Annotated in this window: 13 protein-coding genes; 11 read left to right on the plus strand and 2 right to left on the minus strand. The window is 39.4% G+C overall.

Features of this window, described 5'->3' with window-relative positions; genetic code table 11:
- Window positions 1–10 precede the first annotated feature (10 nt).
- Complete coding sequence (locus ACFSR6_RS02145) at window positions 11–1,366, minus strand: sensor histidine kinase (RefSeq protein WP_379074301.1); 1,356 nt, start codon at window positions 1,364–1,366, stop codon at window positions 11–13.
- 87 nt (window positions 1,367–1,453) lie between these two features.
- Window positions 1,454–2,824 carry a sigma-54-dependent transcriptional regulator gene (locus ACFSR6_RS02150; protein ID WP_379074304.1) on the minus strand — a complete coding sequence of 457 codons (1,371 nt, stop codon included), beginning with the start codon at window positions 2,822–2,824 and terminating at the stop codon, window positions 1,454–1,456.
- Window positions 2,825–3,246: 422 nt separating this feature from the next.
- Here ACFSR6_RS02150 and ACFSR6_RS02155 point away from each other — a divergent pair, with 422 nt between their 5' ends.
- The 11 genes from ACFSR6_RS02155 (at window position 3,247) to ACFSR6_RS02205 (ending at window position 26,114) form a co-directional block, all read left to right on the plus strand.
- The gene (locus ACFSR6_RS02155) at window positions 3,247–4,491 is read left to right on the plus strand and encodes an efflux RND transporter periplasmic adaptor subunit (RefSeq protein ID WP_379074307.1); all 1,245 of its coding nucleotides are present in this window, start codon (window positions 3,247–3,249) and stop codon (window positions 4,489–4,491) included.
- 154 nt (window positions 4,492–4,645) lie between these two features.
- A complete protein-coding gene (locus ACFSR6_RS02160) occupies window positions 4,646–5,344 on the plus strand; it encodes an ABC transporter ATP-binding protein (protein ID WP_183763559.1) in 699 nt (232 codons plus the stop codon).
- 244 nt (window positions 5,345–5,588) lie between these two features.
- A complete protein-coding gene (locus tag ACFSR6_RS02165; RefSeq protein ID WP_379074310.1) occupies window positions 5,589–7,958 on the plus strand; it encodes an ABC transporter permease in 2,370 nt (789 codons plus the stop codon).
- A gap of 155 nt (window positions 7,959–8,113) precedes the next feature.
- Entirely contained in the window at window positions 8,114–10,474 is a 2,361-nt protein-coding gene (locus tag ACFSR6_RS02170; RefSeq protein ID WP_379074313.1) for an ABC transporter permease, read from the plus strand.
- 77 nt (window positions 10,475–10,551) lie between these two features.
- Window positions 10,552–12,924: an ABC transporter permease gene (locus tag ACFSR6_RS02175; RefSeq protein WP_379074316.1), complete on the plus strand. Its 2,373-nt coding sequence runs from the start codon at window positions 10,552–10,554 to the stop codon at window positions 12,922–12,924.
- Window positions 12,925–13,007: 83 nt separating this feature from the next.
- Complete coding sequence (locus ACFSR6_RS02180) at window positions 13,008–15,389, plus strand: ABC transporter permease (RefSeq protein ID WP_379074318.1); 2,382 nt, start codon at window positions 13,008–13,010, stop codon at window positions 15,387–15,389.
- A gap of 77 nt (window positions 15,390–15,466) precedes the next feature.
- Window positions 15,467–17,842, plus strand: coding sequence for an ABC transporter permease (locus ACFSR6_RS02185; RefSeq protein ID WP_379074321.1), 2,376 nt, complete (start codon window positions 15,467–15,469; stop codon window positions 17,840–17,842).
- Window positions 17,843–17,921: 79 nt separating this feature from the next.
- On the plus strand, window positions 17,922–20,321 hold the full coding sequence (locus tag ACFSR6_RS02190) for an ABC transporter permease (protein WP_379074324.1): 2,400 nt from the start codon (window positions 17,922–17,924) through the stop codon (window positions 20,319–20,321).
- A 75-nt stretch (window positions 20,322–20,396) separates the two neighbouring features.
- Window positions 20,397–22,781, plus strand: coding sequence for an ABC transporter permease (locus ACFSR6_RS02195; protein WP_379074327.1), 2,385 nt, complete (start codon window positions 20,397–20,399; stop codon window positions 22,779–22,781).
- A gap of 56 nt (window positions 22,782–22,837) precedes the next feature.
- Window positions 22,838–25,261, plus strand: a complete 2,424-nt coding sequence (locus ACFSR6_RS02200) for an ABC transporter permease (protein WP_379074330.1) — start codon at window positions 22,838–22,840, stop codon at window positions 25,259–25,261.
- A 172-nt stretch (window positions 25,262–25,433) separates the two neighbouring features.
- Window positions 25,434–26,114: an ABC transporter ATP-binding protein gene (locus ACFSR6_RS02205; RefSeq protein ID WP_379074333.1), complete on the plus strand. Its 681-nt coding sequence runs from the start codon at window positions 25,434–25,436 to the stop codon at window positions 26,112–26,114.
- The last annotated feature ends 60 nt before the right edge of the window (window positions 26,115–26,174 follow it).

Below are 26,174 nucleotides of genomic sequence, written 5' to 3' on the forward strand. Positions count from 1 at the left end.
ACTCACATGATCAAACGTAATTGAATACCAGTGAAAAAGTAGTGCCCTCGTTGGGTGTGGAAACCACCTCCATGCTACCCTTGTGCATTTTCATGATATTGCGGCTGATGGTTAATCCGATACCCGATCCGTTTTTTCTGGTGGTATAAAACGGTACAAAAATCTTCTCCAGGTCGTCGGCATAAATTCCTTTTCCGTTATCGCTCACATCAATATAGAGTTTGGTGTTTTCCAACCTGTAATTGACATTGATATGCGGCAATTCCTTGTTTTCTACAGCATAAATGCTGTTGGTTATCAGGTTGATCAATACCTGTTCTATCAATTTTAAATCGAGGTGTATTGTTATTTTTGAAGAAGTCTGTTCTACATCCAACACCACATTTTTAACTTTGGCAAATGGCTGCATCAAAACTTTAATATGCTTCAATATTTCGCCAATGGTATGCGCTTGGAGGTTTGGTGTTGGCAGTTCGGCAATTAAACGGTAATCTTTCACGAAATCCAGCAGCCCTGACGAACGTCTCTGAATGGTTTGTAAGGCTGTTTTCAGATCGTCCATTTCATCCTCGGTAAGGTTCTTTTTATCGGTTACCATTTTATTGATCGTATCCGATAATGAACTGATAGGGGTAATAGAATTCAGGATTTCGTGCGAAATCACACCGATCAATCGGTTCCATGCCTCAGTTTCTTTCTGCTCAATTTCGTCTTTGATGTTTTGGAAACTGATGATGGTATAATTTTTTCCGTAAAGGTTTAAAGGGATAACTTCGGTAGAGAGCTGGATCAGTTTATCCTGGATTTTTAATTCAAGGAATCTTTTTCCGCCAGTTAAAATCTGATCGATTTCTTTCGCAAATGCCGGAAGATGTTGTTTTAACCTATGCCAGTATTTATAGGCCGGCACTCCTAAAAGATTCGAAGCTGCCTGATTGAAAAAAGCAATTTCTTCATTTAGTTCTTCCGTTGTATTGTTAACAACAATAACTCCGACCGGAACCTGCTCTAAAATGGTTTTGATAAGCTGAAACATGGCTTCATGCTCCAATCTGATTTGCTTATTTACCTTTAAAATATCGCTGAACGATTCGTAAAGCTCCGGAAAACTGCCACTTGTTGCCTTGTTTTTGAAATTTAAGGTATGATCGCGCGTTTTTACGGCCAAAATGAAACGGTTAATGTCTGATCTGATCTGATTGATATAGTAATAAAGGGAAATGATAGCCCCTAATAAAATTAAAGAAACACCCATAATAGTAAACCATAACTGGGTGTTTTTGATCAGGTAAAACAAGAGGTAGCCCAGCAGATTGATCAGCACTAGGCGAAGTATTAAGCGGAAGGTAAAGCGCTGGTAAAACATAATTAAGGTTTAGGGTTTAAGGTATAGGGTTTAAGGTTTTGTTTGGTGATTAACCTTACGCCTTAAACCTTATGCCGTCCACCTCTCTTAGATTCCAAATTTTTCAATTCTTCTATAAAGTGCAGCCCTTGTTAAGCCCAGTTCGGCTGCAGCTTTAGATATATTGCCTTTGTGCTTGTCAATTGCTTTCTGCACCATCATTTTTTCCATATCCCCGAGGGCCATTTCATCAGGAATAGCGTTGTTCTGCGCAAAACGTTGCGGACTCAATTGTAAATCTTCTTCTGAAATCTCATTTCCATCACTCATAATCACTGCCCGCTCTAAAACATGCTGCAATTCGCGTACATTGCCAGGCCATTTATAAGTTAAAAGCAAATCTTCTGCTTTATGGCTTAATTTACAAATTTCTTTATGGTATTTTGAACTAAAAACCTGCATAAAATGATTGGCCAAAAGTAAAATATCTGTTCCGCGTTTCCTTAATGGGGGCAACAGGAGTTCAACGGTATTGATGCGGAAAAGTAAATCCTGCCGGAATGTATTTTTAGCCACCATTTCGTTTAGAGGCATGTTGGTAGCGGTGATTAAACGTACATTTACCTTACGCTCTCTACTTTCGCCCAAACGGATCACTGTTCTGTTCTGTAGAACGCTTAAGAGTTTTGCCTGCAGGGGAAGGCTTAAATTTCCGATCTCGTCCAAAAATATTGTTCCGCCATCAGCCAGCTCGAAACGGCCCGGTTTATCCTCTTTGGCATCGGTAAAAGCACCTTTGGTATAGCCGAAAAGCTCACTTTCGAATAAATTTTCATTTAAGGAGCCTAAATCAACATGCATAAAAACCTGGTTTTTCCTTTGCGAATTCCGGTGGATTTCGTGTGCGAAAACCTGTTTCCCAGTCCCGTTTTCGCCTAAAATAAGCACATTGGCGTCTGTTGGTGCAACTTTGAACAAGGTAACCTGCAACTGTTTAATGCCATCGGCCTCGCCAACAATATTCTCAAAGCCACGTGTAAGATCTTTTTGAAGGGAAGAATGTATTTTTTCGAGTTTTTTTACCTTTCGGGTCGATTCACGGAGTTTGGATGCTGCAGAAATGGTTGCGAAAAGTTTTTCATTTTCCCAGGGTTTCAAAATAAAATCTGTAGCGCCTTTTTTGATCGCTTTAACTGCAAGTTCCACATTTCCAAAAGCCGTCATTAAGATTACTATATGATCTTTATCGATCGATAAAATGTGTTCAAGCCAATACAAACCCTCACGGCCGTCACTCGCGCCTTTTTGGTAATTCATATCAAGTAAAATGATGTCCACTTCATTTTTACTCAATAGAATATTGATTTCCCTAGGCGATTTACAGGTAATTACCTGCTTTACCTGCTGCTTTAAAAACAAACGGGCACTTAGCAGGATATCGTCGTCATCATCGATAATTAAAACTGTAGCGTCAAGCATAACCTCTCCCTGTTAAAAGTTAGTATATATTTATTCTTTTTTGCTGTCCCTTTCCTTAAGGAGAGGGAATTGGTGTTTTGTGGTTGGAACCCATGATTCTATTTGGGTGTTTTTCTAGGTTGCTTTTATACTCCTCCATACTTTATCAATAATCTTAACCTGTTGAAGATAATTATTTTATCCTGTCTTTAGTAAAAAGTCTTCTGCACCTAATTTTGCACTTTGACCCCTCTCATTCAGGAGAGGAGACGAAGGGGAGAGGCAAAAGTAATAAAACTGTCCGCTCTCGCACATCAACTGTCCGATAATGAACATCTTAAAATAAATAAAATATATAAGTAATTGATTATAAGGTTATTATTTTTATTTGTGTCTTTTGGCACAAGCTTGGCATAAAAGAAAATGAATTTACAACCGAACACATGGACAAGAAAATAGAGAAGAAAAGATTTAGCACTAAAACCCTGTTAATTATTGGTGGCGCGATTGCTTTTGTAGCGGTTGTGATTTATGGTTATACTTTATCCCTTAAAAAGGTTTATAGTGCCGATGCCGATAAATTAACGATCAGTAAAGTAGAATACGGAGATTTTGAAGACGTGGTTTTACTAAATGCCAGTGTTGTTCCCTTAACTTCGGTAATTGTAAGTTCTTCTGAAGGGGGTACGGTTGCCCAAATTTTTACCGAAAACGGTGCTTCAGTTGTTAAAGGCACTCCTCTGTTAAGAATCTCCAACTCAAACGCAATGTTAAGTTACACTTCGAGCCAAACGGCGGCTACTGAGCAGATTAACCAGTTGCGTAAATCCAGGTTAGATTTGGAGCAGAACCAAAGGGTATTAAACCAGGACGTTTTAGATGTAGAAAACAGCTTAAGGACGGCAACACGCCAATACAGATTGGATAGTTCACTTTTTGCCAAAAAAGTAATTACGTTACAGGAATTTAACAAATCGAGCCAGGACTTTGAATATTTCCAGGGCAAACTGAAAATTGTTCGTCAGGCGGTTAAGCAAGAAAACCAGAGCAGAAAAATGCAACTGGCGCAGATAGACCAATCGATGGGGCAGATGAATGAAAGTTTGGAAATGATCCGTAAAAACATTGAAAACATGACGATTAAAGCACCGGTTTCGGGTAAATTGTCATCTTACGACCCAGTAATTGGTAAATCGTATAACGCTAACGAAATGATCGGCAAAATCGACGTTTTACAGGGATATAAACTTCAGGCCGGTGTAGATGAATATTATATCAACAGGGTTAAAGAGGGGCAAACGGCAAGTTGCGAATTTAACGGTAAAACCTATAACTTAACAGTAAGCAAAGTAATTCCGGAGGTTACTGCAGGCCAGTTCCAGGTAGAAATGGTATTTAAAGGTGCCGCGCCCGAAGGTTTACGTCGTGGTTTATCATTACAGACCAAACTGACCTTATCAGATAACAGTAAATCGTTGCTCTTGGCACAGGGACAGTTTTTCCAAAGCACAGGCGGTTCATGGGTATTTGTGGTAACTAACGGCAAAGCGATTAAGAAAAACGTAAAAATTGGCAGAAAAAATTACCTCTATTACGAAATATTGGAAGGGCTGCAAAAAGGAGATGAGGTGATTACCTCTTCATACGACCAGTTTAACCAATACGATCAGGTTAACATTAATAAATAGGTTAGCGTTTGGAGTTTGGAGTTTGGAGTTTGGAGTTTGGAGTTTGGAGTTTGGAGTTTGGAGTTTTTCGAAAAAAATGGCTGTAAAATTAATAATATAACAGGGTCTTGATACCTGATACTAAGTACTAACTACTATAAAAATACTTGATACGATGATTAAAATAGAAAATCTGGAAAAAGTTTACAAAACTGAAGAAGTAGAAACAACGGCCCTCAATGGAATAAACCTTCAGGTTGCCGCTGGCGAATTTGTTTCCATCATGGGGCCATCTGGCTGTGGAAAATCTACCTTGCTAAATGTAATGGGTTTATTGGATAAGCCTGAAAGCGGGAGCTACAAGTTTATCGATACGGAACTTTTGACCTTAAATGATAGGGAACGCTCAAATTTCCGTAAAAGAAATATGGGTTTTGTTTTCCAGAATTTTAACCTGATTGATGAGTTAACCGTTTTTGAAAACATCGAACTACCCCTGATCTACAATAAAATAGCTGCAGGAGAACGCAAAAAACTGGTAAACGAGATCATCGAAAGAATGAACATCGTAAACCGGAGCGGACATTTCCCTCAACAGTTATCAGGAGGGCAGCAGCAGCGCGTAGCTGTGGCAAGAGCATTGGTAACCAAACCTAAACTGGTTCTGGCCGATGAGCCTACCGGAAATTTGGATAGCTCGCATGGTAACGAAGTAATGGAACTGCTTTGTGAGCTGAACGAAACCGGTACTACGATTGTAATGGTTACGCACTCCAGTCATGATGCGAGTTTCTCGAATCGGATTATCAACCTGAAAGATGGCCATGTGATATCAGAGAAGATCAATAAAAGCCGGAACGAAGAACTGATTTAGAGGCTTAAGTTAAAAGGCTTAGGGTATAAGGTAAAGTATTCACACCTTAAACCTTCAGGCCTAAACTCCACACCTTATAAAAAGATTTTAGTTTAGTTAATGATAGCCGCCAATAATCTTCCCCGGATGGGGAGATTTTGGACTGGCGCAAGAAGATAAATATTCATAGCTAAAAGAATAAAACCTGCACGGTACGTTAATCAGTGTTTTATCACTTAATGCCGAACGATAAACGATAAAAAATATGTTCAAATTAAACTTTAAAATAGCCTTACGCAACCTTTGGAAAAACAAGGTATTCTCGCTGATTAATATTGGAGGATTGGCCATTGGTTTGGCCAGTTGTATGGTTTTATTGCTTTATGTTGCTTATGAGTGGAGCTATGATAAGCAATTCAGCAATCATGAAAGAAACTATGTCGTTTATAACAATTCAGAAGCTAGCGGAAAAATTTTTAGCTGGGCCTGGACCCCAGGTGCTATGGCTGATGAAGTAAGGGAAAAAATACCGGGAGTAGCTTATACCTCGCATTCTACCTATCCAAGTAATTATTTAATCACCTATGGGGAAAAAAAACTGAAAGATCAGGCCATATTCACCGATCCTTCTTTTCTTAAAATCCTTGATTATAAATTCATCAAAGGGAACCCGGATAAGGTTTTAAAGGAAACGAACACTATTGTTCTAACCAAATCTTTCGCCGAAAAATTATTCGGAAATGAAGACCCGATTAATAAAACGGTAAAACTCGATAATACGGATGTATTAAAGGTAGAAGCCGTTATTGAAGACGTGCCGGCCAACAACAGCATTCAGTTTGATTATTTGATGCCCTGGTCGTTATTTGAAAAGAGAGAGCCCTGGGCCAGAGATAAAAACTGGGGCAATAACATGTGCTTAACACTTGTACAGCTGCAAAATACCAATGCTTACAATAAAGCCAACGAAGCCATAACAGGAATTTACACCCGCAACCAGAAAGATAACGGCAATAAGGCATTATTGTTTCCGATGGATAAATGGCATCTGTACAGCGATTTCGAAAACGGGAAATCTATCGGTGGTAAGATCGATCAGTTGAGGATTTTCCTGATGCTGGCTTTCTGTATCTTATTGATTGCCTGCGTAAATTTTATGAACTTATCTACCGCACGGTCTGAGAAAAGGGCAAAAGAAGTGGGCGTGCGCAAAGCTATCGGATCTTCACGGCAATCGCTCATTGCGCAATTCTTACTCGAATCGGTTTTACTGGCCGTAATGGCAACTGTTGTGGCATTTGCGCTGGCCGAAATCAGTTTATCTTATTTCAATAATCTGCTAAATATTAACCTGGTAATTGCGTACAACGATTGGAAATTCTGGACGGTATTGTTCGCCTTAATGGTGTTTACCGGTTTGGTTGCAGGTAGTTATCCGGCACTTTATCTTTCTTCTTTCGAGCCCGTTAAAGTGCTTAAAGGTTTTAACATTAAAGTAGGTTCATCTGTTTCAATCCGAAAAGTACTGGTAGTTTTTCAGTTTGTGTTTGCCGTATGCCTCATCGTTTGTACAACGGTAATTTACCAGCAGCTTAATTATATCAAGAACAAACCTATTGGTTATAATAAAGGAAATTTAGTGCAGATTGCTGTTCAGGGGAATTTAAATACCGAAAGTAAACGTAATCTGCTTAGCGAGCAGCTCGTTAAATCGGGAGCAGCAACCAATGTAAGTTCTTTTAGCCACGGCATTAGTGAAGGTGGAAATAACACGACCTCGGTTTCATGGCCCGGAAAAAATCCAAAAGATGATATTCTTTTCAACCAAAGGGGGATTGGTTACGATTTTACCAAAACTATTGGTACCGAACTTATTGCCGGAAGGGAATTTTCAGCAAAATACCCGGCCGATACCAATTCGGTTATCCTCAATGAGGCTGCAGTAAAAGTAATGCGACTTAAAAACCCGTTGGGCACCGTAATTAAATTCTGGGGTACCGATTTAACTGTTGTTGGTGTAATGAAAGATTTTGTAGTTGAATCTGCCTATCAAAGTGTAGCCCCTATGTTATTTTATACCAGCAGCAGGAGCGGCGCATCGTACATTTTAGTGCGTTTAAACCCTTCGGTAAATATCAGTAGTTCGCTGGCCAAAATTGATGAAATAGTGCAGGGAATTGAGCCTAATTTTCCGGTTGACAGGAAGTTTGTAAGCGATTCATTTGAAGAGAAATTCCAGAACGAAAAACTTTTAGGTACACTTTCCAACTGGTTTGGTGGTTTTGCCATTTTTATTTCTTGCTTAGGATTATTGGGCCTGGCGCTTTTTATGGCCGAGCAACGTAAAAAAGAAATCAGCATCCGTAAAGTTTTAGGGGCACACACTGGCAATATCCTCGTGCTGCTAAATAAAGATTTTATAAAACTGGTTGCGATTGCGAACCTCGTAGCATTTCCATTGGCATATATCATTGTAAATAAATGGCTTTCAGCTTTCGAGTACCGCATCCCGATATCTGCACTGCCTTTTATTATGGCTATTGCTTTGTCGGTTATCATTGCCATACTTACGGTGAGTATACAGTCTGTTAAAGTAGCAAAAGCAAACCCAGTTGATGCACTAAAATACGAATAAGGCCCAGGGTTTAAGCTAAAAGGCGTAAGGTTAATACGCCAAAGTCTTAAACCCAATTAATACTTTAAATATGAATAAGGTATAAGACCTAGTAGTAGAAGGCGTAAAGTTAGTACGCCAACCCCCTAAATCTTATACCCTAAACCTTAAACCTGATGTTCAGATTAAACTTAAAAATCGCGCTGCGTAACCTTTGGAAAAACAAGCTCTTCTCACTAATTAATATTGGGGGCTTGGCCATTGGCCTGGCCAGTTGCATGGTTTTATTACTCTATGTTGCTTATGAGTATGGTTATGATAAACAATTTACAGATTATGACAAAACCTACCTGGTTTATAATAATCAGAAAACGGCAAAAGAAACTTTCAGTTTTCTTGCGGTACCGGGTTTAATGGAAAACGAAGTGCGTACTAAAGTTCCGGGTGTTGCGAAAGTTGGCAGATTATCTTATCCAGAATATAAAATGCTTTCTTACCATCAGAATAATTTTAAGAAAAGTGCTGTGTTTGCTGATCCAGACTTTCTGAAAATGTTTGATTACAAGGTTTTAAAAGGTAATCCCAACACTTTTCTTAAAAGTCCCAATGGAGTAATTTTAAATAAAAGCCTGGCAAAAAATCTTTTTGGTAATGAAGATCCCTTAAATAAGGTCGTAAAACTCGAAAATAACCTAAGTTTAAAGGTAGAGGGTGTAATTGAAGACAGGCCTAAAAACAGTAGCCTCGAATTGGATTATATAATGTCGTGGAGGTTATATGAAACATTGAACCCCTGGACAAAAACAAGTGGTTGGGGTTCTAATTTCTGCATCTTATTTGTTCAGCTGCAAGATAATTCTTTTTTCGAACAGGTTAATAATCAGATGCATGGTATGATTAAAGCCAATGAAAAAGATTCGAATGGCGAGCCTTTTTTACATCCTTTATCGAAATGGCACTTATACGAAAAGTTCGAAAATGGCAAAAATGTGGGCGGTAGGATAGATCAGCTAAAGATATTTTTTCTTTTGGCTTTCTGTATTCTGTTGATTGCTTGCGTTAATTTCATGAATCTTTCTACTGCAAAATCAGAAAAAAGGGCCCGCGAAGTTGGCGTTCGTAAAGCTATTGGTTCCTCAAGGAATAGCCTGGTTAGTCAGTTTATGTTCGAATCGATTTTACTTACCCTGTTCAGTATGCTGGTTGCTTTTGTGTTAATAGAAGTAAGCTTACCCTATTTCAATAACCTGTTGCGGATCTCGTTAGAAATAGATTATGCTGATTGGAAATTCTGGGCAGTATTTTTAGGATTAACATTATTAACCGGCATTATTGCAGGCAGCTACCCGGCTTTTTACCTTTCATCATTCGATCCGGTTAAAGTGTTAAAGGGATTTAAGCTTTCTGGTGGTTCATCCTTATCCATTCGCAGGTATTTAGTCATTTTTCAATTTGTATTTGCAGCTTGTTTGATTGTTTGTACAGCTGTTATCTATCAGCAGTTGAATTTTATCAAGAATAAACCAATTGGTTATAATGTTGGTAACCTTATTCAGGTTCCTGCTGAAGGCGAGTTTGCCAATCCGGGTAAACGCAATATCCTTAAAGATGAACTTCTAAAATCCGGTGCCGTAACTGCCGTTACAGAATACAGCCAATCGTTAACTGCCGGTGGTAATAACACCTATGGGGTAAGCTGGCCAGGTAAAGACGAGAATGAAAAAATATTGGTAAACTATAGATTTACGACCGTTGATTTGGCTAAAACGACAGGAATGGAAATTCTTGCTGGTCGCGATTTCTCTAAAGACAGGGTAGATACTGCAAATGTTTTAGTAAACGAGGCATTAGTTAAAGTGATGGGCATGAAAAATCCTGTTGGCAAAGTGATCAGCTGGAACCAGCCTTTAACCATTGTTGGTGTAGTTAAAGATTATGTAATGGAATCCCCTTATCAGCGCCCGAAACCATTAATTATCGCACAAAACGTGCAGGCAGCAAGCACCATAATAATGAGGTTAAATGAGCATAACAATGTTAGCTCATCCGTGAATACCATAAATGAAATTGTAAAAAAACTAAATCCTGCTTTTCCGAATGAAATTAAATTTGTGAATGAAAATTTCGAATTTAAGTTCCAGAACGAAAAACTTTTAGGCACACTATCAAACTGGTTCGGTGGTTTTGCCATTTTTATCTCCTGCCTGGGTTTGCTCGGTTTAGCTTTATTTACGGCCGAGCAGCGAAAAAAAGAAATCAGTATTCGCAAGGTTTTGGGCGCCAGTACTGCCAACATTCTTACCTTATTGAACAAAGATTTCATTAAACTGGTTGCTGTAGCGAATGTAATTGCATTCCCATTGGCCTACATTATCATTACCAAATGGCTTTCGGGATACGAATACCACATTGCTGTTACTGCCTTACCATTTATAGTTGCAATTAGTCTTTCGGTCATCATTGCCATACTTACGGTAAGTATCCAATCAGCCAGGGTGGCGAAGGCAAATCCGGTAGATGCATTAAAATATGAATAATGGTGTAAGGGTTAAGGTAGAAGGCGTAAGGTTAATACGCCAAAACCCTAAACCCTATACCCTAAACCTTAAACCTAATGTTTAGATTAAACTTAAAAATCGCACTGCGCAACCTTTGGAAAAACAAAGTAAGCTCATTTATTAATGTAGTGGGCTTAGCCATCGGTTTGGCTGCCTGTTTAACGTTGCTGTTGTATGTTACGTACGAATGGAACTTTGATAAACAGGCCAAAAATTCGGCCGATGTTTATACCGCAATGACCAATATTCCCGGCGATAACGGCAAAATTTCAGGAACATTTGAGGGATCAACTACGGCATTTGGCCCGGCAATTAAGCAGGGTTTGCCAGAGCTCAGGTATATGGCAAGAATGGATTACGGCGGCAAAAATTTAATTGCCAACGGACAGAATGCATTCAAACGCCAATCCAAATTCGCTGAACCCGACATTCTTAAAATGTACGATTATCATTTTATCCAGGGCAATGCCAATACTGCTTTAAATCATCCAAATTCGGTTATTGTGACCGAATCAACTGCTAAAGTATTGTTCGGAAGCACCGATGTACTGAACAGGATTGTGCGTTTTAAAGACCAGATTGACCTGAATATTACAGGGGTGATTGAAGATCAGCCTGATAACAGCTCAAATAAATTTGATTATTTAATGCCATGGAGTTTATACGAATCGATTGACCGCGGCGCGAAAGACCTTAACTGGAGCAATTATAGTTTTATCACACTTGTGATGTTAAAAAGCGGTGTAGATTTAAACCTGGTTAACCAAAAAATAAATCAGATCGAAAAAAAGAATAACACCAATAACCAGCAATCGCAGGTATTGTTTCCATTGGCCAAATTACACTTATACGGTAAATTTGAAGATGGTAAAAGTGTTGGCGGTGCAATAGAACAGATTTACCTGTTTGTTGGACTGGCTTTCGGAATCCTGTTGATTGCCTGCATCAATTTTATGAATATGGCAACTGCCAAATCAGAAAAACGTGCAAAAGAAGTAGGGATAAAAAAAACCATTGGTGCTAACCGCAGCTCGCTGATTGTTCAGTTCTTAACCGAATCGATGGTGCTCACTTTTATTGCGGTGATTTTTGCCATTGCCCTTCTCGAAATCTTTTTGCCAGCTTTTAACAACCTGTTGAACATTAAACTGGACATCTCGTATTTCAATGGCAGCAGCTGGATGGGTATTTTAGGGATCGTACTGGCAACAGGTTTAATTGCCGGCAGTTATCCTGCCTTTTACCTTTCGTCTTTTAATCCTATTCAAACATTAAATAAGAAGATTAAATCAAAAGGTCTCTTTTCTGTTAGTTTAAGACAGGTTTTGGTAGTGGGACAGTTCTGTTTTGCCATCATCCTGATTATTTCCACATTGGTGATTTATAAACAGATTCAGTATATTAAAAACAGGCCGGTAGGATTTGATGTAAATGCGCTCGTAGAAATGCCACAGGATGGCGAGCTCAAAACCAAATATGAACTGTTGCGCACACAATTGCTGAAATCCGGAGCGGTTAGTTCAATGTTCCAATCGTCGGTAAGTTTATCACATCACGGCCGTAATTTTGCAGGTATCGAATGGGAGGGAATGTTGAAGGCCACCAACAACCAATTGTTCAACCAGGTAATCACCACTTACGATTTTATCAAAACTAATGGCATCAAATTAACCAGCGGCAGGGATTTTTCAGAAAAATTCGCATCCGATACCAGTGCTGTGATGGTAAGTGCTTCAGCTGTTAAGGTTTTTGGATATAAAAATCCGGTAGGCAGAACCGTTACCATTTTTGGAGATAAATTCCATATCATAGGTGTTTTCGACGATTATGTTTGGGATTCTCCTTACAAATCGAATAACCCGATGGTGGTGTTTTTTGATCAGAAACAAACGGGGAATATTACCATGCGTTTAAACGAAAATAACAGTATTCAGCGTAATATAGAAACCATCAGCAGGATAACCAAAGCTTTAAACCCGGCTTATCCCCTCGAGATTAATTTCCTGAACAACATATATGCCGAAAAGTACAATGCCGAAAAAACGCTGGGTATCCTATCTAATCTTTTCGGTGGTCTGGCCATTTTTGTTTCCTGTTTGGGGCTTTTTGGCCTGGTGGCTTACAATGCAGAGCAAAGAACAAAAGAGTTTGGAGTGCGTAAGGTATTGGGCGCTTCGTTATTCAACCTGATGCAGTTGTTATCTTTCTCTTTTGTTAAGATGATTTTGGTATCGATCGTGATTGCAATTCCGTTAAGCTACTTTTTGATGAACAAATGGCTGATGAAATTTGAATTCCATACCAATATATCGTGGTGGATTATGCCACTAGCCGGACTGGGAACATTATTGATTGCATTGATTACTGTTAGTTTTCAGGCTTATAAAACCGCTCATGCAAATCCTGTTAATGCACTTAAATACGAATAAGGTGAAAGGTTAGAAGGTTGAGGGCGTAAGGTTAAGGCGCCCGAACCTAAAGCCCCATACCTTAAACCCTAAACCTACACCTTATGTTCAGATTAAACCTAAAAATAGCTTTACGTAACCTTTGGAAAAACAAGGGCTTTACTTTAATTAATGTTGGTGGCCTGGCAATCGGCATGGCCTGTTGTTTAATGTTGCTACTGTATGTATATTACGAATGGAGCTTTGATAAGCACTATAAAAATGCCGATAAGGTATATTTTGCGGCGTTGAATCTGAAATTTAACGGCAAACTGGCTACCACAATGGCGGTGCCCAATAAACTGGCCAAGGCCGGAGTTTCAGCATTACCAGGTATTAAAAGTGCTGCACGGATATCGATGAATAACGGCCAGAAACTCTATAGTCATAACCAGCACAATTTTAAATTATCGGGAATGAACGTTGATCCCGATTTCCTGAAAATCCTTGATCATAAATTTATTTATGGTAATCCGAACACCGCATTAAGCGAACCGAATGATGTGCTGATCAGCCAATCAACAGCTAAAAAACTGTTTGGTGATGAAAATCCGGTTGGGCAACTTATTAAGTACGATAACCGGGTTAATTTAAAAGTGAGTGCTGTTATCGAAGACCTGCCTAAAAATCAGACGATGCAGTACGATCTGCTTCAGCCCTGGGCTTTTTTGGAGCAGGAAAATCCTTCTGAAAAAGAATATGGTTGGGGTACCATTACCTGTTTAACCTTATTTCAGCTAAAAGATAATGCCTCATTGGAAGCTACAAATGCAGCTTTAAAACACTTTATTGTAAATAAAGAACCCGATTTAAAACAAATGACTTACGAGCCTTTTCTTTTCCCATTGAGCAAATTCCATTTATACGATGATTTCGATAACGGCAAAGCAGTTGGAGGGAAAATAGATCAGTTAAGGTTGTTTGTATTTCTGGCCGTTTGCGTGTTGTTTATTGCCTGCATCAATTACATGAACCTTTCTACAGCGAAATCAGAAAAACGGGCCAGGGAAGTCGGTGTCCGTAAAGCCTTAGGATCTACCCGTAATACCATCATGGGGCAATTTATGGTTGAATCGTTGCTGTTGTCGTTTTTGGCCATGCTCATTGCTTTTACCTTGCTCGAAGTTACCTTACCTTATTTTAACAACCTGCTCGATATCTCGATCAATATAAACTATAGTTCGATTGTATTTTGGGCAGTACTGCTGTTTATGGTATTGTTTACCGGACTGCTTGCGGGCAGTTATCCGGCATTTTACCTCTCGTCGTTTATTCCTGTAAAGGTATTGAAAGGTTTTAAAGGGAGTACAGGTTCTTTATCTATCCGCAAAACTTTAGTAGTGGTGCAGTTTACTCTTTCTATCTGTATGATTATTTCGGCCATTGTAATTTACAGCCAGATCCAGCACCTTAAAAATAAACCCTTGGGTTTTGATGAAACTGCATTGGCACAGATAGACCTGGAAGGCGAGTGGACAAAGCCGGAGAAATTGCAGACTTTTAAAAACGAACTCGAAAGAGCCGGGGCAATAATAGCCGCAACCGAATACGCTGGTTCTTTTACCAAAGGTGGTTCGATCACCGGCGACATCGAATGGCCGGGTAAACCCAAAAATGATGTATCCATCATCAATTACCGAAGTACGGGTTTCAATTTTGCCAAAACTATAGGTGTGAAAATTATCGAGGGAAGGGATTTTGAACCTACATTTTCGGCTGATACCTCAACATCACTTTTGCTTAACCAAAGCGCTGTTAAAATTATGGGATTAAAAAATCCTGTTGGTACCATTATTCGCTGGGGCGATAATCCACCACTTAAAGTTATAGGTGTGGTACAGGATTATTCTAACGAATCGCTGGCTTCGAAAATACAACCAACGGTTTACTACTATAATGTTAAAACCAGTAAGGTGCTGTTGCTTAAACTTAATCCTAAAAGATCACTCTCTGGCTCTATTGATAAAATTAAAGCAATCAGTCAGAATTTAAATCCTGCCTACCCGATTGAAGTAAAAATGGTGAGTCAGGGTATGGCAGAGAAACTCCGCAGTGAGCGGCTGCTCAGTGCGCTTTCGAACATTTTTGGTGGCTTTGCTATTTTTATTTCCTGCCTTGGTTTGCTGGGTTTAGCGCTCTACACCGCCGAGCAGCGTAGTAAAGAGATCAGTATCCGAAAAGTACTGGGTGCCAATCTTTCAGACATCCTGATCTTATTAAACAAAGACTTTATGAAACTGGTGATCATCTCCAACATTATTGCTATACCGGTGGCTTACATTATGCTTGCCAAATGGCTCGAGAAATACGATTATAAAATTACGGTTAATCAATGGCCTTTTCTATTGGCGTTGTTAACATCGGTAATAATTGCCCTGTTAACGGTTAGCCTGCAAACTTTTAAAGTAGCCAAAGCCAATGCTGTAGATGCACTTAAATATGAATAAGGTGGAAGGCTAAAAGGTTTAGGGCGTAAGGTTAATACGCCCAGACCTTAAACTCTACACCCTAAACCCTAAGCCTTATGTTTAGATTAAATTTGAAAATCGCACTCCGTAACCTCTGGCGGAACAAGGTAATCACCGCAATAAATATTGGTGGTTTAGCCATTGCACTGGCCGCGTTCATTATGGTTACCATGTATTTTACTTTCGAAACAGGTTTCGACAAGGCAAATCCTAATTACAACGAAATTTACATCATCGGGAGGAATTTACCTGATTTAAAAACCAATTATACCTCTCCGCCATTGGGTAAAACAATTAAAGCTGAGGTTCCAGAAGTGCTTTCGGTTGGAACCATGAAAATGAGCTTTTTCGAGATACCCGTTACGAGTAAAAATGGTGTGGTTTTTTTGAGTAAATGCTTGTACCTCGATTATGATGCAGCAAAAATGTTTAACATTAAACTCAGTAGCGGTTTGGTTAAACCCGAAAGTACTACCCAAAACCTGTTTTACCTGAGCAACGAAAATTATAAAACCCTTTTTCCCAATAATAAAATTGGTGCGCCAGAGCTAGTCGGTCTTGGCAGCAGGTCTTCTGGCATGACCGCTAAATTGAGCGGTAGCGTTTACGCCGATCCTCACTCCAATATTGCTTTCGATGCTGTTTCGGTAGTAAAAGAGATGGGGTTGGGGGAAGGGTATGGGTATAATAACTATAATACCTATATCCAGGTAAGGCCTGGAACGGATATCGAGGCACTTGAGGCAAAAGTGAATGCCATTTATAAAAGAGAAATGATAAAAGCTGGTCAGGATCCTAATAATGAGACTCTTAAAAGAACTACGACATTTCTCGATCCCCTGAAAAACCTGCACCTAAAACCAAAGGCAGGTACCGACACCGGCTACAAGGTACTGGTGGCTTTATCGGTATTGGGTATTTTGATTCTGGTGATTGCCTGTATCAATTTTACCAACCTTAGCATTGCTCAGGCCGCCAAAAGAGCCAAAGAGGTTGGCGTTAAAAAAGTAATGGGTGCCTACCGTTTTCAACTTTCGTTTCAGTTTTTAACCGAAATACTTATCCAGTGTTTCGTCGCCACTGTTTTAGGACTGATTATAGCTGAAATTATTTTGCCAAGGTTTAATAACCTGTTTAAGGTAAATCTCTCCATTTGGACCGCCAATAGCGCACTTTTATGGCAACTGCCCTTAATTTTGATTTTCATTACCCTTATTGCAGGTGTGTATCCGGCAATGGTTTTATCCGGCTTTAAACCTGCCCTTGTGTTAAAAGGTAATTTTCAAAAGAGCAAACAAAGTTTTTGGCTGCAGAATGGTTTACTGGTGTTTCAATTCAGTATTGCGGTTATTTTTATTACAGGTTTGTTAATCATCAGTTCACAGTTAAAATATATGCGTACTCAGGATGTTGGCTTTAAACCTGAGCAGGTAGTGTACATTAAAAATCTTGCTTATTTCGCATCACCCGATAAATTTGATCCGATACGGAATAGGATAGCAAAAATCCCAGGGGTAAAATCAGTTACAGTAGCCAACGTGGTGCCCGACGGTTCCGATGGAGGTAAAAACAGTTATACTGTTGATGGCAAAGCACAAAGTCTGACTTTTACGGATGTCGACTTTGATTATTTCGAAACACTGAACATCAGGCTTAAAGAAGGAAGGACTTTTTCGAGGGAATTTAAAACCGATACTGTAAATTCTGCTATACTAAATGAAGCTGCTGTAGCCAAATATGGTTTAACCCATCCGATAGGTAAATCCATTAGTGGCTGTCAGAATAAAGAGTATAAAATTGTGGGAATAATAAAAGATTATAAAACACTAGGTTTCGAAAAAACCGTTGAACCTACCATTTATTCGATAAACGATCCCTGTGGAAACCCCAAAACAGAAATTATGCTGAAGATAGAAGAAAGTAAGATGTCGGAAGTATTGAGCACGCTTAAATCGCAGTGGCCTGAAATCAATAAATTGGATGGCGATAATTTTCGCTACCAGTTTTTGGATGAAATGTATGGTCGCTTGTTTAAAAAACAGGAACAGTTACAGTCGGTATTTTTTGCCGCAGCGCTGCTTACCATTTTTATTGCACTGCTCGGTCTGTTTGCCTTTGCAAAATACATTACGAACAGCAAGATCAAGGAAATTGCCGTAAGGAAAATTCTGGGTGCAAGCAATCTGCAGATTTTCAGGCTGATCAATAGCACGTTCTTCGCTATGGTGGTCACTGCCAATGTCATTTCATGCCCGTTGGCTTATATTTTAACAAAAAAGTGGCTCGAAACCTTTGCCTATCGTATAGATCTACCGCTTTTACCATTTGCAATGAGTGCCGGTTTAACTATTTTATTAACCATTATTACGGTAAGCCTGCAGGCAAACAGCGCTGTTAAAGCAAATCCTGTTGGTGCACTTAAATACGAATAAAGACGGGAAAGACGAAGGTATTAGGGTAGAAAGTTTAACCGCCTAGCCCCTCAACCTTTCAACCCTCAACCTCAAAAATATGTTCAGATTAAACTTAAAAATCGCCTGGCGAAACCTTTGGAAAAACAAAGGTTATACCCTGATCAATATACTTGGTTTATCAATCGGCATGGCCAGTTGCATCCTCATTTTTATTTTTATCCGTTATCAACTCAGTTTTGATGAGAATTTTAAAAACGAAAGCCGTATTTACAGGGTAATAACCAGCTGGACTGCTCCCGATAGCTTTTTCGAATCACCTGGTACGGCTAAACCGCTTCCTCCGGCTATGCGGAACGATTTTCGTCAACAATTTGATAAAGTTGCCGCTATTCAGGGCGGCGGAGGAATAATTAAGGTAAAAGATGCGTTGGGAAAAGAAGGCATCAAAACTGCTGAGGATGTACATTACGCAGAGCCTGATTTTTTCGAAATATTTAATTTCAAATGGCTGGAAGGAAATCCCCGTCAATCATTAAGTCAACCCAATACCGTTGTTTTATCTGATGAAATGGCCAATAAACTTTTTGGTGATTGGCATAAAGCCGTTGGCCAAAGCATTAGTTTTAAGAACGAATTAGAACTTAAAGTAACCGGGATTATAGAAAAAACACCCGAAAACAGTTCATTTCCTCTTAAAATTATCATTTCTTACAAAACTTTCGAAAAACAGGCCGGACCATCGTTAACCAATTGGTCATCGGTTTCCTCATCATCCGAGTGTTATGTACTGCTAAAAGACGGTGTTTCTATCGAGGATGTAAATAAAAGCATCCCGCAGTTTATTAACAAATACTATCAGAAAGGTAATATTTCAAAAGAAGGCCACCGTTTTCAGCCATTAAGGGATATTCACTATAACGAAGCACTGGGTAATTTTGCAAACAAAGTAATTTCCAAAAAAGAACTCTATGGGTTGGCTATTATCGGTGTTTTCTTATTGCTAACTGCTTGTATCAACTTCATTAACCTCGCCACTGCCCAAGCAGTAAGCAGGAGTAAGGAAGTAGGTGTACGGAAGGTAATGGGCAGCTTGCGCAGGCAATTAATTATTCAGTTCTTAACCGAAACGCTAATCATAACGGTACTGTCATTGTTGCTAGGCTGTGTTTTAACCGAAGTTGCACTACCAGGCATGCAAAGTTTATTTAAAGATCACATTTCTTTTAGCATTATCGAGCATCCTATTATACTTGTATTTATTCTTGTTTTAGTGATAGTGGTTAGCTTTCTGGCCGGCTTTTATCCTGCTATGGTGATGTCTGGCTATAGTCCGGCGCTGGCCATAAAAAATAAAATTACAGCAAATGCTGCGGGGTTAAGTTTACGGAAAATCCTTGTTGTTGTGCAGTTTGCTATTACCATTATGCTCATTATCGGTACTTTGGTGGTGCTGAGGCAGATGAGGTACCTGCGCGAGAAACCACTTGGTTTTGTGCCAACGGCTGTTGCTTTGATTGATGTACCTTCTGATAGCATGGCGATTACCCGCTACCATACCCTGCAAGATCAGCTCAATAAAGTCCCTGGGGTATTATCGAGCAGCTATTGTAGTGCTGCCCCATCGTCAGATTTTAACGATGAATATAATTTTAAATATAATAGCACCGTTCAGGCAAATTTTCAGGCCAATACCAAAACCGGAGATGAAAATTATTTTAAAACATTTGGTTTAGAAATTATTGCGGGCAAGGGTTTAGCTAAAAGTGATACCGTTAAAGATTTTGTGGTGAACGAAACCCTGTTGAAAAAACTGAATGTGGTTAATTATAATGAAGCCATTGGTAAAACCATTAGGGTACGCGGTAAAACAGGAATTATTGTTGGTGTGGTTAAAGATTTTAACAATAAAAGCCTGCACGAGCCTATTTCGCCAATTATTTTAAATAGCGACAAAGAATCTTATACCACTATTGCAATAAAGCTCGATCGCAAAAGTATACTGCCAGCTATGCAGGCGATAGAAAAAACCTGGAACAAGTTATTGCCCGAGTATGTATACGGATCTAATTTTATGGACGATAAAATCAGCAGCTATTATCAGACGGAAAAAATAATGGGAGCCCTTTTTAAGGTTTTTGCAGGGGTAATTATCTTTATTTCCTTTATCGGTCTATTTGGATTGATCTCTTTCGTGGCTACTCAACGTACCCGCGAAGTAGCCATCCGGAAGGTATTGGGAGCATCTACCATCGAACTGGTTAAAATGTTAAACGGTTCATTTCTGCTGATGGTTTTTATAGCCAATTTGGTTGCATGGCCTTTAGCTTACCTGTTTGTTTCCAAATGGCTGGCTACTTTCAGCTACCGTATCGATGTGAATGTATGGCCTTTTATTTCAGCGATGATCATCTCGATGACGATAACACTCATTACGGTAAGTATCCGCTCGTACAGGGCTGCGGTTGCCAATACAATTGATGCTTTGAAGTACGAATAAGATTACGGATAACTTTTGGCCCTTGGCAATTAAAACGACTAACATCACATACGCTACGCTAAACCTATAAAAACTATGTTCAGATTAAACTTAAAAATCGCCTGGCGAAACCTTTGGAAAAACAAAGGTTATACCTTGATCAATATACTTGGTTTATCGATCGGCATGGCCAGTTGCATCCTCATTTTTATTTTTATCCGCTTTCAGCTTAGTTTCGATGAAGGTTATAAAAATGCTGACCGGATTTACCGTGTTGTTACCGATTGGAAATATAAGGCATTTGATGATTTCTCTGCGGGCGTTCCGATACCTTTTACCGCTGCAGCCAGAAATGAAATAGCAGGTATAGAAAAGATAGGTGCAATTGCAAAATGGGGTGATGTCGTACATGTTAAGGATAATATGGGCAGGGAAATTTTAAAAAGCCACGAAGACCTATATTTTGCCGAACCCGATTTTTTTGAGGTAATAAATATCAAATGGAAGTATAGCAAAGCATCTGAAGCATTAAAATCGCCCAATAGTGTTACGCTTTCAGAAGCAATGGCCATTAAATATTTTGGCAGCATACAGAATGCAATAGGTAAAAGTATTACGGTAGGCGCCAAAATACATTTAAGTGTTACAGGGGTGTTTCAGGATATGCCGCAGAACAGCAGCTTTCCCATTAAAATAGTGATTGCCTACCAGAATTTATTTAATTATTATACTAGCCGAAATTGTTGGGATTGTATTAATTCCAGTTTAAGCAGTTATGTTTTGCTTAAAAAAGGGCTGAACAAATCGGATCTTGATGGAGCGATGGCGAGATTCAATAAAAAATATTATGAAGATAAAAAGATTGAAGGAAACCAGGTAAACAGGCTTCAGGCTTTGAAAGAAATCCATTTTGATGAACGCTACGATAATTTCGCTAACTCAACAATTGCTAAAGGCCAGATTTATGGTCTTGCCATTATCGGATTATTTTTGATCTGTACTGCCTGTATCAACTTTATCAATTTAAATACGGCTCAAGCCGTTAACCGGTCAAAAGAAGTGGGCGTACGTAAAGTGATGGGGGGCAAGCGCAAGCAGCTTATTATACAGTTTTTAACCGAAACCGTTGTATTGGTCTTAATTTCGCTATTAATTGCTTGTATCATCAGCGAGCTGGCCATACCTGCTATGCAGAACATCTTTAAAAATCAGATCAGTTTCAGTTTATTTGGGCATCCGGTCATTTTTTTGTTTATGCTTTTACTGGTGGTATTTGTAGGTTTTCTGGCAGGTTTTTACCCCGCTATGATCATATCGGGCTTCAATCCGGCATTGGCAATAAAAAACAAAGTCGCCCTGAACAATAATAGTTTAAGTCTGCGTAAAATTTTGGTCATTGTACAGTTTACAATTACCGTTATACTCATCATTACCACTATAGTAATTGTAAATCAAATGGACTACCTGCAGCAGAAACCTCTGGGTTTTAATTCTGTAGCCGTAGTCATGGTAGGAGTGCCGAGTCAAGACAAGCATAACATTTTTAAGGAAAGGGTTTTAAAAATACCTGGTGTACAATTGTTGAGTTACTGCCAGTCGCCACCACTATCTCAGGATATAAACTCTACCAATTTTACTTTTAATGGAACGAAAAATAAAGATTTTGAGGTAAGGACCTGTAAGGCCGACGAAAATTATTTTAAGCTTTTCAATTTAAAAATTATTGCTGGGAAGGTCTTTATGAAGAGTGATACAGCCAATGGTTATGTGGTTAACGAAACCTTTCTTAAAAAGGTAGGCATCATGAACCCTGAAGATGCCCTTGGTAAAATGATCAATGCCACGGGTATTAATATTCCCATTGTAGGGGTGGTGAAGGATTATAATGATAAATCGTTAAAAGAGGAAATATCAGGTCTGGCCATTTCTGCAGGTAGAAATCAATATTGGCAGGCTGCAATAAAGCTCGAAGGTAAGCAGCTTCTGTCTTCCATGAACCAGATAGAAGCTTTATGGAACAGCACCTTCCCTGACAATATTTATCATGCAGAGTTTGTTGATGATCGCATAAAAGGCTACTATGAAAGTGAACACATCATGGGAGTATTGTTTAAGGTGTTTGCCTGCGTAATCATTTTCATCTCGTTTATAGGTTTGTTCGGTCTGATTTCTTTCGTGGCCATGCAACGCACCAGAGAAGTAGCCATCCGTAAGGTTTTGGGCGCGTCTACCTTACAGTTGGTTAAAATGCTTAATGGATCGTTTTTATTAATGGTATTTATTGCAAATATGGTAGCATGGCCAATGGCTTACCTGTTTGTTTCAAAATGGCTTTCGGGCTTTGCCTACCGCATTGATATAAGCCTTTGGCCATTTGCCATGGCCATGTTTATTTCCATGCTGATTACCCTCATTACTGTAAGCTTCCGCTCTTATAAAGCGGCAAACGCCAATACAATAGATGCACTTAAATATGAATAGCGGTGTAAGGTCAGTGCGCCGACGCCCTAAACCTTATACCTTAAACCTTAACCCGTATGTTTAAACTGAATTTAAAAATTGCACTGCGCAACCTGTTTAAAAACAAAATTTATGCCGCCATCAATATCGGCGGTTTGGCCATTGGCTTAACGGCTTTTGTGTTAATGCTGTTATACATTAACCATGAAGAAAGCTATGATACCTGGGATCCGGCGCTTAAAAATGTTTATCAGATCAGGGAACGCCATAGTTTTTTTACACCTGATAATAAGGAACATCTGCAGGAATCGAATGAAAGCCGGGTAGCGAATCTCATCCGCCAGAAGATTCCACAGGTAATTGCAGTTACGAAAGTAGATCAAGATTGGGATTTTAGGACTGGTAATTCTGTTAGGGTGGGCAAGACCGATCCCATTACTGTTAACAGGATGAAAGATGCGGATAGCAGTTTCTTCCGCGTTTTTAAGTATAAGTTTTTGCAGGGAAACGAAAGTAAGGCATTGAGTGCGCCGAAATCGGTTGTGTTAAAACAAAGTCTGGCCAAACAGTTATTTGGCGAAGATAATGCTTTGGGTAAAGTGATCAAAGTAGTTGCCTGGCAGGGAGATGAAGGTACAGATTTAACCGTAACCGGGGTGGTGGAAGATCCTAAAACACCCGAAACCGCAGGTTTTACTGCCATTATGCGTACAGGAAACAAGGATAAAGATCCTGATAACCCAAGTAATAGCAATTATTGCCAGGTTTATGTACGGGTAAATGAAGGTGCCGACCCTGAGCTTTTAAACCAGACCCTTAAAAAGGTTTATGTCGATTACAAAAAATCAACGGCTCCGCTCTTAAAAATCGAGTATAAGAGTTATTTCACCCAGGGTAAATACCTCGAATTAAAAGCACTTCCACTCGCTCAGGTTCACGGCAACCGCCCGTTTGAGATAAGCTGGCTTGAAAAATTAAAGCCTGTAATGGCCATCTGTGTATTTCTCCTGCTGGTATCTATTATCAATTTTGTTAACCTGGCAACAGCCCAATCCGTTCAACGTGCTAAAGAAGTAGGGGTTAAAAAGGTAATGGGCGCCTACAAACAGCAATTAATAGGTCAGTTTTTGTTAGAATGCGCATTGCAGAGTATGGTTGCCCTGTTCCTGTCTGTGATATTGATTGAGATATTATTGCCCTCATTCAACACCCAATTTCATGTTGAGCTCAGTTTTTGGCATAATCCACATCTTTTCAATATGCTTTTGCAACTATTGGGCCTTTTTACACTGGTAACTTTGCTGGCCGGTTTTTACCCTGCCTGGATACTGTCTAACTACAATCCTGCATCGGTATTAAAAGGGAATTACAGTGGCAGTTTAAAAGGCGTTATTTTGCGCAATATACTCGTGGTTTTCCAGTTTATCATTTCGGTAACCTTTATTATCGCCATTAGTGTAATGCACCTGCAAACCAATTATCTCTATAATAAGGATTTAGGTTTCGAACGGAGCAATCTTATCAATATTCGGTCAGGCTACGATCAAAACCTTGCCGAGAAGATCAAACGCATTCCTGGCGTAAAGTATGTAGCTACCACAACCCAGGTAATGGGAAATGCATTTAACGTTCCGGAGGAGATAGAATATAATGGCAATAAAATTTCACTCAACACGGTAACCATAAGCATGGATGCACTTTCAGCCTTGGGTGTAAAACTTTTAAAAGGGCGTGTTTTTTCAAAAGAACATAAGCAGGATACCGTTAATACTGTGGTGCTTAACGAAGCGGCAGCAAAGCTGATCGATAAAAATCCGGTCGGTAAAAGTTATAAAATCATCGACCAGGATAGAACGCTTAATTTTCAGATTATTGGTGTAATTAAAAATTATCATAATGAGGGCTTTGATAAAGAAGTACTGCCAACACTTTACAAAGTAACCCATTTGGGTGGTACGTCGTCTACCAATAACCTGATTGTAAGGTTGAACAGCGATAAAAGTGCTGCCATTATCGAAAAAATAAAAGCCGAATGGAAACATGCTTATCCCGATTTCCCGATGGAATACACCACTTTGGATAGTGCTTTTGATAAAGTGCTCGAAAATAATAGGCGTTTCATCAATATGATTATGCTATTCAGTACCGTTTCCGTTTCGCTTTCGCTGCTCGGTTTGTTCGCATTATCTACTTTTGTAGCCAAACGCCGTACAAAAGAAATTGCCATGAGAAAAATTTTAGGTGCCTCTAATGTTCAGATTGTTAATCTTTTAAATAAAACCTTTTTGGTTCTGGTAATCATTGCAAACCTGATCAGCTGGCCTGTTGCCTATATTGTGGTGAAAAAATGGCTCAATGGTTTTGCGTACCGTATAGATTTGCCATTATACCCATTCTTTCTGGCTACTGTGATTTCAATCATCATTGCTGTTTTAACTGTAAGTATACAGGCCCGAAGGGCCGCTTTGGCAAACCCGGTAAAAGCACTTAAATACGAATAAAGGTGGAAGGCTTAGGGTAAAGGGTTTAAGGTGACACGCCCAAACCCTATACCTTAAGCCCTATGCCCTAAACCTTACATACAAATAATAGCATTAAGTTTAATGTAAAGCGTTTAAATGTTAATCTGCCTTTAAACCCTAAGCCTTAAACCCTATGCCCTAAACCTTAAATATGATACAACTTAACAACATCGAAAAGTATTACGCCAATAAAGGTGTTAAAAATTATGTGTTACGCTTGGTAACCACTACGATAAACCAGGGCGAGTTTGTTTCCATTATGGGGCCATCAGGTGCCGGAAAATCGACCCTGCTCAATATCATCGGGATGCTCGAGGAACCAACCTATGGTTCTTATAATTTTTTGGGTGAAGACGTAACCTCGTTAAACGAACGCAAGCGGATTGAACTTTACCGCAATCACATAGGCTTTGTTTTTCAGGCTTATCATTTGATCGACGAGATGACGGTTTACGAAAATATCGAGGCCCCCTTACTTTACAAAAAAGTAGGAAGTTCAGAAAGGGCGAGCAGAATTGCCGATCTGTTAGACCGTTTTAACATTGTGGCTAAGAAAGACCTGTTTCCAAACCAGCTCTCCGGCGGACAACAGCAATTGGTAGGTATTGCAAGGGCCCTGGCCGCACAACCCTCTATTATCCTGGCCGACGAACCAACCGGGAACCTGCAATCGGCACAGGCCGAAGAAATTATGGAATTATTTAAAAAACTGAATCAGGAAGATGGCATTACCATTATCCAGGTTACCCATTCCGAAAAAAATGCACAGTATGGCAACAGGATACTGCACATTGCCGATGGCGTGGTAAAAGAAGATGTGCTGGTGGGTTAAATCGGAGTAAAATTGGTTTATCAGGGAAATAAGTGCTGCAATTATTTCCCTGGTAAGCCG

It is taken from the genome of Pedobacter vanadiisoli (assembly GCF_042684385.1).
GTDB classification, from domain to species: Bacteria; Bacteroidota; Bacteroidia; order Sphingobacteriales; family Sphingobacteriaceae; genus Pedobacter; species Pedobacter vanadiisoli.